The organism is Actinosynnema sp. NPDC002837 (assembly GCF_040295345.1).
Taxonomy (GTDB): Bacteria; Actinomycetota; Actinomycetes; order Mycobacteriales; family Pseudonocardiaceae; genus Actinosynnema.
In genome coordinates this window covers 93,206-106,804 of the sequence record NZ_JBEOVG010000009.1, presented here as the reverse complement: position 1 = coordinate 106,804, position 13,599 = coordinate 93,206, and the positions used below count along the sequence as shown (strand labels likewise).

Annotated in this window: 12 protein-coding genes; 4 read left to right on the top strand and 8 right to left on the bottom strand. The window is 71.5% G+C overall.

Annotation, left to right across the window (positions count from 1 at the left end; all coding sequences use genetic code 11):
• Positions 1 to 225: 225 nt before the first annotated feature.
• The 3 genes from ABTZ99_RS09530 to rsmI all read right to left on the bottom strand — a co-directional run bounded on the left by ABTZ99_RS09530 (position 226) and on the right by rsmI (position 3,782).
• Entirely contained in the window at positions 226 to 1,062 is an 837-nt protein-coding gene (locus tag ABTZ99_RS09530) for a TatD family hydrolase (RefSeq protein WP_498783311.1), read from the bottom strand.
• On the bottom strand, positions 1,059 to 2,849 hold the full coding sequence (gene metG, locus ABTZ99_RS09525; RefSeq protein ID WP_498783313.1) for a methionine--tRNA ligase: 1,791 nt from the start codon (positions 2,847 to 2,849) through the stop codon (positions 1,059 to 1,061). Before metG ends, ABTZ99_RS09530 begins: the two co-directional genes overlap by 4 nt.
• Positions 2,850 to 2,936: 87 nt before the next feature.
• On the bottom strand, positions 2,937 to 3,782 hold the full coding sequence (gene rsmI / locus ABTZ99_RS09520) for a 16S rRNA (cytidine(1402)-2'-O)-methyltransferase (protein ID WP_499609941.1): 846 nt from the start codon (positions 3,780 to 3,782) through the stop codon (positions 2,937 to 2,939).
• Between the two features lie 24 nt (positions 3,783 to 3,806).
• Here rsmI and ABTZ99_RS09515 point away from each other — a divergent pair, with 24 nt between their 5' ends.
• Entirely contained in the window at positions 3,807 to 5,378 is a 1,572-nt protein-coding gene (locus tag ABTZ99_RS09515) for a dolichyl-phosphate-mannose--protein mannosyltransferase (RefSeq protein WP_498783317.1), read from the top strand.
• Here the strand turns inward: ABTZ99_RS09515 and ABTZ99_RS09510 are convergent.
• A complete protein-coding gene (locus tag ABTZ99_RS09510) occupies positions 5,329 to 6,606 on the bottom strand; it encodes a hypothetical protein (protein WP_499609938.1) in 1,278 nt (425 codons plus the stop codon). The two genes, ABTZ99_RS09515 and ABTZ99_RS09510, sit on opposite strands and share 50 nt — an antisense overlap.
• Before the next feature lie 234 nt (positions 6,607 to 6,840).
• Positions 6,841 to 7,299 (bottom strand): Lrp/AsnC family transcriptional regulator, encoded by a 459-nt coding sequence (locus tag ABTZ99_RS09505; protein ID WP_498783321.1) that lies wholly within the window; start codon positions 7,297 to 7,299, stop codon positions 6,841 to 6,843.
• Between the two features lie 103 nt (positions 7,300 to 7,402).
• On the opposite strand from ABTZ99_RS09505, the gene ABTZ99_RS09500 reads away from it, so the two are divergent.
• Both ABTZ99_RS09500 and ABTZ99_RS09495 read left to right on the top strand, forming a co-directional pair.
• Positions 7,403 to 7,795 carry a DUF2000 domain-containing protein gene (locus ABTZ99_RS09500; protein ID WP_499609936.1) on the top strand — a complete coding sequence of 131 codons (393 nt, stop codon included), beginning with the start codon at positions 7,403 to 7,405 and terminating at the stop codon, positions 7,793 to 7,795.
• Positions 7,792 to 8,910, top strand: a complete 1,119-nt coding sequence (locus ABTZ99_RS09495) for an APC family permease (protein WP_499609933.1) — start codon at positions 7,792 to 7,794, stop codon at positions 8,908 to 8,910. Before ABTZ99_RS09500 ends, ABTZ99_RS09495 begins: the two co-directional genes overlap by 4 nt.
• Here ABTZ99_RS09495 and ABTZ99_RS09490 read toward each other — a convergent pair.
• Complete coding sequence (locus ABTZ99_RS09490) at positions 8,861 to 10,795, bottom strand: serine/threonine-protein kinase (protein WP_499609928.1); 1,935 nt, start codon at positions 10,793 to 10,795, stop codon at positions 8,861 to 8,863. The genes ABTZ99_RS09495 and ABTZ99_RS09490 overlap by 50 nt on opposite strands.
• Before the next feature lie 16 nt (positions 10,796 to 10,811).
• Complete coding sequence (locus tag ABTZ99_RS09485; RefSeq protein WP_499609925.1) at positions 10,812 to 11,381, bottom strand: TetR/AcrR family transcriptional regulator; 570 nt, start codon at positions 11,379 to 11,381, stop codon at positions 10,812 to 10,814.
• Between the two features lie 58 nt (positions 11,382 to 11,439).
• On the opposite strand from ABTZ99_RS09485, the gene ABTZ99_RS09480 reads away from it, so the two are divergent.
• Positions 11,440 to 12,147 carry an SDR family oxidoreductase gene (locus ABTZ99_RS09480; protein WP_499609923.1) on the top strand — a complete coding sequence of 236 codons (708 nt, stop codon included), beginning with the start codon at positions 11,440 to 11,442 and terminating at the stop codon, positions 12,145 to 12,147.
• A 71-nt stretch (positions 12,148 to 12,218) separates the two neighbouring features.
• Here the strand turns inward: ABTZ99_RS09480 and ABTZ99_RS09475 are convergent, their stop codons facing one another.
• Positions 12,219 to 13,535, bottom strand: coding sequence for an alpha-lytic protease prodomain-containing protein (locus tag ABTZ99_RS09475; RefSeq protein ID WP_499609921.1), 1,317 nt, complete (start codon positions 13,533 to 13,535; stop codon positions 12,219 to 12,221).
• Positions 13,536 to 13,599: the final 64 nt, after the last annotated feature.

Genomic DNA, 13,599 nt, shown 5'->3' with positions numbered 1-13,599 from the left:
GGTGGTCAGCTGGTGATCTCCGGCAACTCCCGTGCGTTCTCGGCTTCTCGCTTCTGGTGTCAACGTGACCCGCCCCGACTGCGGGTGCGCCCCGAATCACGACTCGGGGCACGGTCACGGGACCGTAACGGGTTCACGGGGGTTGTGCCAACACCCCGACAACCCTTGTGAGTTCAGTCACTCCGTTAGGGGAGCAAGTCTGTCCGCCATTCGTCGTAAGGAGGACTACGACCTCACCGCGTCACGAAGACCGAAGACGCGTTCGGCGTTTCGGGTGATCTTCGTGGCCAACTCACCCAGGTCGGTCTCACGCAGCGTCGCCATGTCCCGGAGCGTGTAGTTCGCGCAATACGGCTCGTTCGGGCGACCTCGGTACGGGTGGGGCGTGAGGAACGGCGCGTCCGTCTCGACGAGCACGTGGTCCTCCGGCACCCACAGTGCGGCTTCCCGCAGGGCGTGGGCGTTGCGGAACGTCGTGGTGCCCGCGAACGAGAGCACGAACCCGCGCTCCACGCACGCGCGCGCGAAGGAGAGGTCGCCGGAGAAGCAGTGGAAGACCACGGTGGCCGGCGCGCCCTCGGCGTCGAGCACCTCGAGGATGTCGTCGTGCGCGTCCCGGTCGTGGATCATCAGCGGCTTGCCGACCCGCTTGGCCAGGTCGATGTGCCAGCGGAAGGCCTCGTGCTGCGCGGCTTTCGGCGCGTAGTCCCAGTAGTAGTCCAGCCCGGTCTCGCCGATCGCGACGACCCTGGGCCGGGCGGCGAGCCGTTCCAGCTCCGCCTGCTCGACCTCGCCGAACGTCGACGTGCGCGTGGGGTGCAGGGCGACCGCGGCGAACACCCGGTCGTCCCACGTGGCGGCTTCGGCGGCCCAGCGGGCGGCGTCGAGGTCGTCGGCCACCGTGATCACGCGGTCCACGCCCGCCCGGACGGCCCGGTCGAGCACCTCGCGCACCTGCTCGGGCGTCTTCGCCCCGCACGCGTCGAGGTGGGTGTGGGCGTCGACCACCGGCGCCGGAAGGGCTTCCGGGACCGGTGGCCGTTCGCCGCGGCGTTTCGTCACTTCGCGATCGGGGCCCACTCGGGGCCGGTCTCACCCAGTTCGGGGTCGAGCTTCGCGAACAGCGGCGCGGGCTTGGCCAGCGGCCTGCCCACCTCGATGGGGGTGGACGCCCACGTCGCCCGCTCGCCCGCGTAGTCGCCGGTCAGCACCGGGTACTCGCGGTCGGGCACGTCCAGGTCGGGCACGTCGGTCAGCTCGGGCTGGGCCGCCCACACGCCCGTGCCGCCCAGCGCCTCGTGCACCTTCTGCGCCGAGTGCGGCAGGAACGGCGTCAGCAGGGTGTTGGCGTCCTGCACGACCTGCAACGCGGTGTGCAGCACGGTGTCGCGGCGCTCCGGGTCGTCCTTGAGCTTCCACGGCTCCTGGTCGGACAGGTAGCGGTTGGCCGCGCCGACCACCTTCATCGCCTCGGTGGACGCCTGCTTGAAGCGGGAGCGGCGCAGGTTCGAGCCCACCACGTCGAACGCCTTGCGGGACAGCTCCAGCAGCTCGTGGTCGGCCTGGGTCGGGCTGGTCGGCTTCGGGATCGCGCCCACGTTCTTGTGCGCCATCGAGATCGACCGGTTGACCAGGTTGCCCCACTCGTTGGCCAGCTCGAAGTTCGTCCGGCGGACGAACTCGTCCCAGGTGAAGTCGGCGTCCTGGTTCTCGGGGCCGGCCACGGAGATGAAGTAGCGCAGCGCGTCCGGCCCGAACTCCTTGAGGAAGTCCGTGACGTAGATCACCGTGCCGCGGGAGGTGGAGAACTTCGAGCCGCTCATGGTCAGGAACTCGCTGGAGACCACCTCGGTGGGCAGGTTCAGCGTGCCGAAGGAGCCGGGCTCGCCGCCCTTCGCGCCCTGGCCGTTCTGCCCGAGCAGCAGGGAGGGCCAGATCAGCGAGTGGAAGACGATGTTGTCCTTGCCCATGAAGTAGTAGCCCTGGGCGTCGCCGGTCCAGAACTCCTTCCAGGCGTCGTCGTCCCCGCTGCGGCGGGCCCACTCGACGGACGCGCTGAGGTAGCCGATGACGGCGTCGAACCACACGTAGAAGCGCTTCATCGGCTGCTCGCGCCAGCCGTCGAGCGGGATGGGGATGCCCCAGTCCAGGTCGCGGGTGATGGCGCGCGGGCGCAGGTCGCCGATGAGGTTCTGGCTGAACTTGAGCACGTTCGGCCGCCACTCGGTGCGGGTCTGCAGCCAGCCGCCGAGCGCGTCGATGAACTGCGGCAGGTCGAGGAACAGGTGCTCGGTCTCGACGAACTTCGGCGTCTCGCCGTTGATGCGCGAGCGCGGGTTCTTCAGGTCGACGGGGTCGAGCTGGTTGCCGCAGTTGTCGCACTGGTCGCCGCGGGCGCCGTCGTAGCCGCAGATCGGGCAGGTGCCCTCGATGTAGCGGTCGGGCAGGGTGCGGCCGGTGGACGGGCTGATCGCGCCCATCTCGGTCTTCGGGACGACGTAGCCGTTGCGCCAGAGGGCCAGGAACAGCTCCTGGACCACCTTGTAGTGGTTGCCGGTGGTGGTCCGGGTGAACAGGTCGTAGGACAGGCCGAGGCCGTGCAGGTCGTTCGCGATCACGCGGTGGTACTTGTCCACGAGCTCGCGGGTGGACATGCCCTCCTTCTCGGCCTGCACCGAGATGGGTGTGCCGTGCTCGTCCGAGCCGGAGACCATCAGCACCCGGTTGCCCGACATGCGCATGTAGCGGGAGAACACGTCGGAGGGGACACCGAAACCGGAGACGTGACCGATGTGGCGGGGGCCGTTGGCGTAGGGCCACGCCACCGCGGTCAGCACGGAGGCACTCATGGGCCAAGCCTACGGAGCCGCTTCCAGCGGGTTTCCGCGGGTTGGGCAGTGCCCGGGGCGCCGTGCGCGGCAGACCGCCCGCCCGTCTCAGCTCTTGCTGATCGCGGCGTCGTACAGGGCCTTCTTGCTCACCCCCGCCGCCTCGGCGACCTCCGCCGCCGCCGTCTTCATCCGCTCGCCGTCGGCCACGCGCTGCCTCACCTCCGCCACCAGCGCCTCGATCGGCGGGGTATCGCGGACCTCGGCGGGCGCCAGCACGACGGTGATCTCGCCGCGCACGCCCTCGGCCGCCCACTCGGCCAATTCGCCGAGCCCACCCCGCCTGACCTCCTCGTAGGTCTTGGTCAGCTCCCGGCACACGGCGGCGCGGCGGTCCGGGCCGAGCACGTGGGCGGCGTCGGCGAGGGTGTCCGCCAGCCGATGGGGTGATTCGAAGAAGACGCACGTCCGGGGCTCTTCGAGCAGGGCCGCGAACCACCGCCGGCGTTCGCCCTGCTTGCGCGGCGGGAAGCCGTCGAAGCAGAAGCGGTCCGACGGCAGGCCCGAGACGGCCAGCGCGGTCGTCACCGCGGACGGGCCGGGCAGGCACGTGACCCGGATGTCCTCCTCGACGCACGCGGCCACGAGCCGGTAGCCGGGGTCGGACACGCTCGGCATGCCGGCGTCGGTCACCAGGAGCACCGTCCGACCGTCCCGCAGCGCCTCCAGCAGGCCGGGCAGCCGGGCCGTCTCGACCTGGTCGTAGAAGCTGACCACCCGCCCGGACGGCGTGACGTCGAGGGCCGAAGCGAGCGACCGCAGCCGTCTGGTGTCCTCCGCCGCGATCACGTCGGCCGCGCCCAACGCCTCCACCAGGCGTGGTGACGCGTCCCGGACGTCGCCGAGCGGAGTAGCGGCCAGCACCAAACGGCCTGATCCAGATACAGGTCTCACGCCTCTCACCCTACGATCGTGCGCGTGAGCCTGATCGCACCGCAGTCCGCAGACGACGTGGTCGACGCCGGCGACGTGCCGCCGACGAGCCCGCCACCGGGCAACGACCGCGAACAGCGGGCCCGCCAGCTCGAACCCGGGAGGATGAGCGACGCCCTGAGGGGCTGGCTCATCACGCTGACCGTGGCGTTGATCGGCGGTGTGGTGCGGTTCTGGAACCTCGGGTTCCCGACCGACAAGGGCACCCCGGTCTTCGACGAGAAGCACTACGTGCCGCAGGGCGCGCAGGTGCTGCGCAACGGCGGGTACGAGGACAACCCCGGCTACGAGCTGATCGTCCACCCGCCGCTGGGCAAGCAGCTCATCGCGATCGGCGAGTGGCTGTTCGGCTACGACGGCGTCGGCTGGCGGTTCGCGTCGGCCGCCGTGGGCACGTTGACGATCCTGCTGGTGGTGCGGATCGCGCGGCGGATGACGCGGTCGGACCTGATCGCGGCGATCGCGGGCGTGCTGCTGATCGCGGACGGCATGAGCCACGTGCAGTCGCGGATGGGGATGCTGGACGCGTTCCTGACGTTCTTCGTGGTGGTGGCGTTCGCCTGCCTGGTGGTGGACCGGGACCAGGTGCGGTCGCGGCTGGCCGAGGCGGTGCGCGAGGGCTGGGTGACGAACTCGCCGTACGGCCCGTGGCTGGGTTTCCGCTGGTGGCGGTTCGCGGGCGGGGTCGCGCTCGGCCTGGCGTGCGGCGTGAAGTGGTCCGGCCTGTGGTACATCGCGTTCTTCGGCGTGCTGTCGGTGTTCTGGAGCGCGCTGGCGCGTCGTGCGGCGGGGGTGGAGCGGCCGTGGCTCGGCGCGTTCGCGAAGGACCTGCTGCCGTCGCTGTTCGCGCTGCTGGTGATCCCGATGCTGGCGTACCTGGCGACGTGGTGGGCGTGGTTCGCGTCGGAGACGGCCATCGACCGGCACATCGCGGGCACGAAGATCCCCGAGGACGGCTGGATCCCGGCGCCGCTGCGGGCGCTCTGGTACTACAGCGGCAACGTGCTGGACTTCCACACCAAGCTGGTGACGTCGGAGACGAACCGCCACCCGTGGGAGTCGAAGCCGTGGACGTGGCCGATGGGCCTGCGGCCGATGCTCTACTACTTCGAGGGCTCGGTGCAGGGCTGCGGCGGGCCGAGCTGCGTCGGCGCGATCATGCTGATCGGGACGCCCGCCCTGTGGTGGCTGGCGTTCCCGATGCTGGCGTGGGCGATGTGGCAGTCGATCGCCAAGCTGGACTGGCGGTACGCGGCGGTGCTGGTCGGCTACGGCGCGGGCTTCCTGCCGTGGTTCCTCAACGTCGACCGGCAGATGTACTACTTCTACGCGATGCCGATGGCGCCGTTCCTGGTGCTGGGCATCGCGCTGGCGCTGGGCGAGGTGCTGGGCAGGCGGACCGACGGCAAGGAACGCCGCGGCACCGGCCTGCTCGCGGTGGCGCTGTACGTGGGCCTGGTCGTGGCCAACTTCGTGTGGCTGTGGCCGATCCTCAACGGCATCCCGATCACCCCGGAAGTGTGGGACGCCCAGAAGTGGCTTCCATCCTGGAACTGAGCTCGGGGCCGTCCTGCGAGGACGGCGCGGTGGAGACGAGGGCCGGAGGAACGTCGACAGGCGGTGCGAAGACCTCCTCCGGCCGGATCCGCGGCGGTGCGGCCGCCCACGGCTTGAGGTTTTGCACGACCTCTTCGTAGAAGCTCGTGACGGCGCCGAGCACGGAATCGATGAACGAATTCCGACCGGTGCCGCGCTTGCTGCCCAGCGGCGCGGAATTGGCGACCCGGAATCCGCGGATCTCCTTTGCCGGGTCCACCACCAAGGCCATCGGATCGCTCTTCACGCTGCGCAGCAGCTCCGACGCGCCCGCACCGCGGCCGTGCAATGCGAATGCCTCGAGGCGGACGGTTTCGGGGGCGTCCTTCAACTGCCGGACCAACCAGTTGACCCGGGTGGTCGGCCGGCCTTCCCGCGGCCCGTCGAGGTCGACGTGGCACGAGACCCGCCCGGCTCGCAGGTCGGCGGTCACCTGGAGCACGCCGACCGTGCCGGGGATGTGGACACCGGCGGTCAACCTGCCCTCGGCGACGAGTTGACCGACTTGCTTCGCGACCCGGGTCTGCGGCTCGGCCAGCTCCTTGCGGGTCAGCGCCGGCGTCACCTCCGCACCGAGCCGTCGGCCGAGTTGGAGGCACGCGAACCGCACGAGGGCGTCGAAGCGCAGCGCGACCTCGGGCGCGGTCTTGTCGGTCGCCCGCAGCGTGCCGGCCTGGATGGACTCGCGCAGCGGCACCCACGCGGGCCCCATGTCCTCGAACGCCATCGCGCCTGATCGCGGGTGTTCGAGGTAGCGGATCAGCTCGCCGAGGATCCACGCCTGATCGGTGTCCGCGACGCCCCGGTGCTCCTTCTGCATCACGGCTTCGCACAGCACCTCGGTCCACGACCAGTGGTGCAGGGCGACCTTCTTGAGCTTCCGCCGGTCGACCGCCGCGGGGTGCCGGCCGGGCAGCGCGGGGATCTCGTTGGAGATGGTGATCACCGCGTCGAAACCCCGGTCCCGCGCGACGTCGAGGTAGTTCTCGATCTGCTCGACCTGCAACTGGTTGGCGCCGGTCTTCACCTCGACGAGCGCCGTCCACGACCGCTGACCGCGCACCACGCGGATCAGCCCGTCGGGGATCACCTTGCGGCCTTCGAGCTCGAACGGGACCTCGATGAACGTCTGCACGGCGGCGGCGGGCGCGCCCAACGGCTGGGTGAGCGTTCGCCCGAATTCGCGCACCGCGGACATCACCGCCAGCAATGCGGAAGTCGCCCGTCGTTCTTGTTCATCCGCCCCGTTGATCCCCGAAGTGGGAATCAACCGGGCGGCGTGCCAGCTTTCCTCGGACGACACGACCCACCTCGCTGACTTTTCTGTTCATACGGATCAACGCGTAGTTCGGCCGACGGGAGGAGTCCGTTACCCGGAAACGTCGCCTTCACCCGTTCGACGCAGCCGACCGCGACCGGGAGGTCAGTCGGGCAGCTCGGTGAGCACGGGGTTGCGGATGCTCTCGTAGATCACCGAGCTGCGGAAGCTGATGACCTCGCGGCGTTCGCTCAGGCGGTCGATGAGGAACGCGTGCAGGTGTTCCAGGTCCGGCACGGCGAGGTGGATGAGGAAGTCGTCGTCGCCCGCCACGACGTACATCGCGGTCACCTCGGGCAGGGCGCCGATCGCCGCTTTGAAGTTGGCGATCACCGCACGGCTCATCGGGCGCAGGCGGGCGGCGACGAAGGCTTGGACGGGGCGGTTGAGCGCGCTCAGGTCCACGTCCGCGTGGTAGCCCTTGATCACCCCACGTTCGCGCAGCGCGCGCACGCGTTCCAGGCACGTCGACGGCGCGACGCCGAGGCGCCGGGCCAGCTCGCGGTTGGTCAGCCGCGCATCCAGTTGCAGATTCCTGATGATCGCCGAATCAAGTTCGTCCACGTCCCGATCATGGCAAACACCGCCGAACGAAGTTCGGTGACCCTGGATCCATTCATTCAGGTGGGTAAGTCTGGGCGCAATCCACCGAACGAACGGACCGGACGTGCTGCCCACCAAACTCGCCCTGATCCTGCGTGACGACCTGCCGCCCAACCTCGCCGCGAACGCCGCCGTCGTCCTCGGCCTCACCCTCGGCGCCCGCCTGCCCGACCTGCTCGGCGACGACGCCGAGGACGCCGGCGGCGCCCTGCACCTCGGCCTCAACACCCACCCGGTGCCGGTGCTGACCACGTCCGCCGACCACCTCAAGGCCCTGCACCGCGCCGACGGCGTGCTGAAGATCGGCTTCACCGAGGTCGCCCGCCGCTCCCGCGCCTACCCCGAGTACCTGGAAGCCCTCGCCCGCACCGAGGACCCGGACTTCGTCGCGGTCGCCCTCTACGGCCCGCGCGCCGAGGTCACCCGGCTGACCCGCAAGCTCCCGTTGATGGCATGAGGCTCACCGCGATGTACGTGGGCGCGGTGCTCGGCCCCGGCGTGCTGGTGCTGCCCGCCCTGGCCACCGAGGCCGCCGGGCCCGCCTCCGTCCTGGCGTGGGCGGCGCTGCTGGCGCTGAGCGTCCCGATCGCGGTGTCGTTCGCCCGGCTGGGTGAACTCCACCGGGGCGGCGTGGTCGGGTTCGTGCGCACGGCGTTCGGCGAACGGGCCGCGCGGCCGGTCGCGTGGTGGTTCTACCTGGTCGGCGTGCCGTTCGGGGTGCTCGGCGGCGCGCTGGTCGGCGGCCGCTACGTCGCCCACGCGCTCGGCGGCGGCGACCCCGCGGTGATCGGGGTCGTGCTGCTGGCCGCGGCGTTCGCCGCCAACTACGCGGGGCTGCGGGTGTCGGCGGGCGCGCAGGTCCTGCTGGTCGGGCTGCTGGCGGTGCTGCTGGCCGTGGCCGTCGCGGGCAACGTGCCGGCCGTGTCGCGCCAGGACTTCGAGCCCTTCGCGCCGCACGGGTGGCTCGCCGTCGGGCACGCCGCCGTGGTGCTGTTCTTCGCGTTCTCCGGCTGGGAGGCGGCGGGCAACCTCGCCGACGAGTTCGGCGACCCGCGTCGGGCGACCCGGCGGACGCTCGCCGTCGTCACCGTCCTGTACCTGGGGCTGGCGGTCACGACGGCGGGCACGACGAGCGACGTCCCGCTCGCCGACCTGCTGGAACGCGTGTTCGGGCCGTCCGCCCGGCTGGTCACGGCGGTGGCCGCGACCCTGCTCACGTTCGGCGCGATCAACACCTACCTGGCGGGCGGCGCGCGCCTGGGCGGGCGGCACGGCCTGACCGGCTTGCTGGTGCTGTGCGCGGTGCTCACCGCCGTGACGCTGCGCCTGCACGTCGAGCTGGACACGTTGATGCGCGTCGCGTCGACCGCGCTCGCGGCGGTGACGGCGGCGGGACTGGCCGCCGCCGTCGCACTCCTCCGCAGCCGCGCGGCCGCGTTCGCCCTCGGCTGCACCGCGCTGGTGCTGGTCTTCTCGGGCGCGCTCCTGGCCGTGCCGCTGGTGATCGGGGTCGCGGCCCTGGTCAGCGCACGGGTCGCGGCGGCGGTTCCGGCCGGTCGATCATCCTCGTGACCGGTCCTTCCTTGCTCAACCCCGCCTGCGAGAGCCACGCGCTCAGCTCGGTGCGGATCGCGCCCAGCGCCGGCCGCCTGGCCGGGTCGGCGTCCAGCGCGCTGGTGAGCAGCCGGGCGTGGGCGCTGTGCTGCGGCAGCTTCACGCACGGCTCGCCCTGCGCGGCGGCCATCAGCGAGGAGATCGGGTTCTCCCTCGACCCGCGCGGCGGGTGGCCGGTGAGCGCGTAGCTGACCGTCGCGGCCAGCTGCCAGGCGTCCGACGCCGGGCTGGCCGCCTCGCCGCGGGCGGTCTCCGGCGCCAGGAAGTCGGGCGTGCCGACCATCATCCCGGTGGCGGTGAGCGTGCTGTCGCCCTTCGACCTGGCGATGCCGAAGTCGATCAGGTGCGCGGTGCCCTGGGTGTCCACGATGACGTTGGACGGCTTCACGTCCCGGTGCAGCACGCCCTGCTCGTGCGCGGCGGCCAGCGCGTCCGCCATGTTCACCCAGAGCCGGGCGGCGAGCGTGTCGGCGAGCAGACCGCTGTCGCGCACGACGTCCGACAGCGGCTGGCCGTCGATGTACTCCATGACGATCGCGAGGCCGTCCGGGTCCTGCACGATGTCGAACACGCGCACGCAGTTCGGGTGCCGCACGGCGGCCAGAGCGCGCGCTTCGCGCAGCATCCGCTGCTCGGTGTCGTTGTCGGGCGCGTGCGCGAGCTTCACCGCGACCGTGCGCGCCAACTGCTCGTCCACGGCCAGCCACACCGTGCCGAACCCGCCGCGGCCGAGCTGGCGGATCCGCCGGAACCGGCCGCCCGCCGGGTTCCACACCTTGCCGGAGTCGGGCGTCGGCGTCGGCACCGGCGCGCTGCTGCTGCCGCCGGGGCCGAACGGCAGCGGACCGGGCGTGTCGGCCAACGGCGCGGGCTGCTCCGGCTTGGTCGGCCTCGGCGCCTCCACGGGCACGTCGGCGACCCGCGTCGGCGGGTAGTGCCGTGCCGGCGGTGTCGGCCGGTAGGGCGGGACCGGTTGGTACGGCGGGATCTGCGCGGGCTGGTAGGGCGGCGGCTTCTCCACCTTGTAGGGCGGCGGCTGGTGCGGCTGGCGCGGCGGCTGCGACGACGACTGCCGCGGCTGCTGGGACGCGGACGACGACTGGTGCGGCTGCTGGGACGACGGCGGTGGCGTTCTCGACACCGCGGGTTGCGGGCTCGGGTTCCCGCGATCGCGACCGGGGCGGTTCAGCATGGCGGTAGTCAACCCGAAAACCCGCACGACGAGGGAGCCCAACACCGCGATCGGGAAGAACCCGAGCAGCAGGTGGCCCACCAGCGTGACCGGCAGCGCGGACGTGGACAGCAGCAGGACCAGGAACGGCGGCCAGAACACCCGGCGCGGCCAGTTCGGGCCGAGCCGGAACGCCGAGCCCGCCTGGAGCATCACGAACAGCAGGCAGAGCAGGGCGAGCAGCGCCGTCGCACCGGCGAAGACCACGTCCGGCACCCCGGACCGGCCGGTGATCGCGGTGATGATCGGGTCGGTGCCGATCAGGTAGTCGTACTGGGTGGTCACCATGCACGGCGACCCGTCCAGCGACTCCGTGCCCGGCAGCGCGCGGGTGCGCAGCAGCTTGTAGGTGGCCGAGAACGCCATCCACGGCAGCACCAGCGTGCTGACCACGCCGAGCACGGCGAAGATCGCGCCGGTGAACGGCCCGTAGGAGTTGCCGACCACGCGGCGGACGGTGATCGACAGCAGCGCGGCGACGGTCGGCAGCACGCCGATCAGCGCGCCGAACGCGGTGACGGTCCACGCCCAGTCGCCGGGGCAGAGGGGCACACCTGACCAGCCGTGCAGCCACGCCAGCAGCGACTCGGCCAGCTCCACGACCCGCACCACCCCTTCTCGTCGCCTCTCAGGGTACGGGTGCGGGCCACACCGACAGCGCCGTCCGGGCAACATCGTGCAGTTCAGCCCGCGTGGCGCCGTCCCGGGCGAGCGACGACATGCCCCGGACGGTGGCGGCGACGAACACGGCGAGGCGGTGCGCGTCGGTGCCCGAGGGGAGCACGCCGGTCGCGACGTCGTGCCGGATCTTGGCCTCGACCGCCTGTCTCGCCTGGTCACGCGGGCCGGTCAGCTCGGGTGCACTGAGGATCAGGCAGCCCTTGGGCCGGTCCGGGGTCGTGTACTCGATCGCGGCCTCGGTCAGGATCCGTTCGACGGCATGACGTGCGGTGGGCTCCTCGTCGAGGGCGCGCGCGGTGAACGCGCCGTAGGTCTGCTGGTAGCGCGCGACGGCTTCGGCGAAGAGGGCCTGCTTGTCGCCGAACGCGGCGTAGAGGCTCGGCGGGTTGACGCCGGTGGTCGCGGTGAGGTCGGCGACGGAGGTCGCCTGGTAGCCGTCGCGCCAGAAGGCGCGCGTGACCTGGTCCAGCACGTCGTCCCGGTCGAACCCGCGTTTGCGCCCCACCACGGCGCTCATTTTATAACGTCCGCTACAGTTCGGCTTTGTGTAGTGGTCGTTACAGATTGGAGTGCTGGTGAAGACGGCTTTGGTGACCGGGGCGAGTCGTGGGATCGGGCGGGCGATCGCGTTGCGGTTGGCGGCGGACGGGATGCGGGTGGTCGTGCACTACGCGCGGGACGACGACGCGGCGCGGGCGGTGGTGGAGCAGGCCGGCGGTGGGGCCTTCGCGGTGCGGGCGTCGTTGCCCGCGGAGCTCGACGCCCTGGTGGCGGCGCTGCCGCCGTTGGACGTGCTGGTGAACAACGCCGGGATCGGGTTGCCGGCGCCGATCGAGGACGTGACACCCGAGGCGTTCGACGCGGTGTTCGCGGTGAACGTGCGGGCGCCGTTCTTCCTGGTGCAGCGCGCACTGCCGCTGCTGCGGGACGGTGGGCGGATCGTGAACATCTCGTCCGGGGCGACGCGCATCGCCATGCCGGTCGGCATCGCGTACTCGATGACGAAGGGGGCGCTGGACACGTTCACGCGGACGCTGGCCCACCACCTGGGGCCGCGCGGGATCACCGTCAACACCGTCGCGCCGGGGGTGGTCGACACCGACGCGAACGCGTCCTGGCTGCGCGGGGACCCGGCGGCGGAGGCGGCGATGGCGGCGCGCTCGGCGTTGGGGCGAATCGGTTACGCGGAGGATATAGCCGACGTGGTCTCGTTCGTGGCATCGGAGAACTCGCGGTGGATGACGGGAGCGTGGCTCGATGCGACAGGAGGCGCCCACTTGTGACGTGACCTCGGCGGGAAGGGGCCCGGCCCACAGGGTGCGAGCCGGGCCCCGCGCGTGCGCTTGCCGCTAGCTCACGCGCGCTCCCACAAGGCGGGCACCGTCGGCGGATCCCAGCCTGGTTGGGACGTGTGCCCCTGCAAGCACCTGTACCCGACGCCGTCGTACGTCACGAGGGAGCCGGTCGTGTACGCGACGCCTGGCTGCCAGGTGGTCTGGCCGGGGTCCGTGGTGGTCGTCGTGGTCGGCGAGGTGGTGCTGGTTGGCGTGCCGCCACTGACGATCAACTGGAGGCCGTAGACCTGGAGGATCTCGTTGACCGGCTGGAAGTAGATCGTCCCGCCGGACGTGCAGTTCCCGGAGCCACCGGAGGTAACGCCCTGCGCCTGGTCACCGGTCAGCCACGAGCCGCCGGAGTCGCCGGGTTCGGCGCAGGCGTTCGTGCGGGTGAGGCCGGTGATCGTGCCTTCGGGGTAGGTCACGGAGGCGTTCTTCTGCTGGATGGTGCCGCAGCGCCAGCCCGTGGTGGAGCCGGAGCGGCAGACGGAGGCGCCGACCGGCGCTTCGGTGGAACCGGCGACCGGCACCGTGCCGGGGTAGCGGTTGACCAGGGGGCGGCCGGTGTTGCCGGCGGCCGTGCGGACCCAGGCGTAGTCGTTGCCGGGGAAGCTGGAGCCGGCGAACGTGCCGCTGGGCTGGGTCGTGGTCGCGCCCGTGCGGCCGCAGTGCCCGGCGGTGACGAAGCCACCGTTGACCGCGAACCCGACCGAACAGCGGGAGCCGCTGCCGATGTAGTAGGCGTTGCCGCCGATCACGTCGATCAGCGGGCGCGGCTCCTCAGTGGACCGTTCGATCCGGACGTCGGTCTCGGCCAGACCGCTGGCGTGCGCGAAGGCTTTCGCGGCGGCGGTGTCGCGGGCGAGGACGACCACGGTGTTCGTGGGTGCGTTGACGTACCAGCCGGGCACGGACCGGGGTGCGCTGCGCGCGTTCCGGTCGAGCTTGTCCTTCAGGGCGTCGAGCTGGGCGAGTGACCGCGGCACCACCGTGGCCCGCGCACCTTCCGCCTCGACGGTCTGGATCTGGGACGCGGCCGTGACGCCGACGACGAGTCGGGTGGCGTCGGCGTCGAGCCAGGCCCCCGCGAAGCCCGGGCCGAGCCGTGCCTTGAGCGTGCTCTCGGTCCGCGCCGCGACCGCTTCGCGTTCGATGCGGGCACGAGCCTGGTCGGGGGTCAGGTGGAGGTCGCGCGCCATGGCCGCGACCATGCCTCCGTCGACGGCGAGTTGTTGCGGTGGTGGACCCGCGTTCGCGGTGGTGGCCAGCGCAGCTGCCAATCCGGCAGCGCTCAAGACCGCCACGGCGACCGCGGCGACGCTACGTCGAGTCATCCGCTTGTCTCCTTGCAGGGGTGGTGACACGGGATGCGGGGCCGTTGAACCCGACGCTAGCCGG

Excerpts from the sequence above, each read along its gene's own strand:
- metG (WP_498783313.1), bottom strand. The coding sequence starts at position 2,849 with ATGAGTGCCTCCGTGCTGACCGCGGTGGCGTGGCCCTACGCCAACGGC.
- ABTZ99_RS09495 (WP_499609933.1), top strand. The coding sequence starts at position 7,792 with ATGAGGCTCACCGCGATGTACGTGGGCGCGGTGCTCGGCCCCGGCGTG.
- ABTZ99_RS09485 (WP_499609925.1), bottom strand. The coding sequence starts at position 11,381 with ATGAGCGCCGTGGTGGGGCGCAAACGCGGGTTCGACCGGGACGACGTG.
- ABTZ99_RS09475 (WP_499609921.1), bottom strand. The coding sequence starts at position 13,535 with ATGACTCGACGTAGCGTCGCCGCGGTCGCCGTGGCGGTCTTGAGCGCT.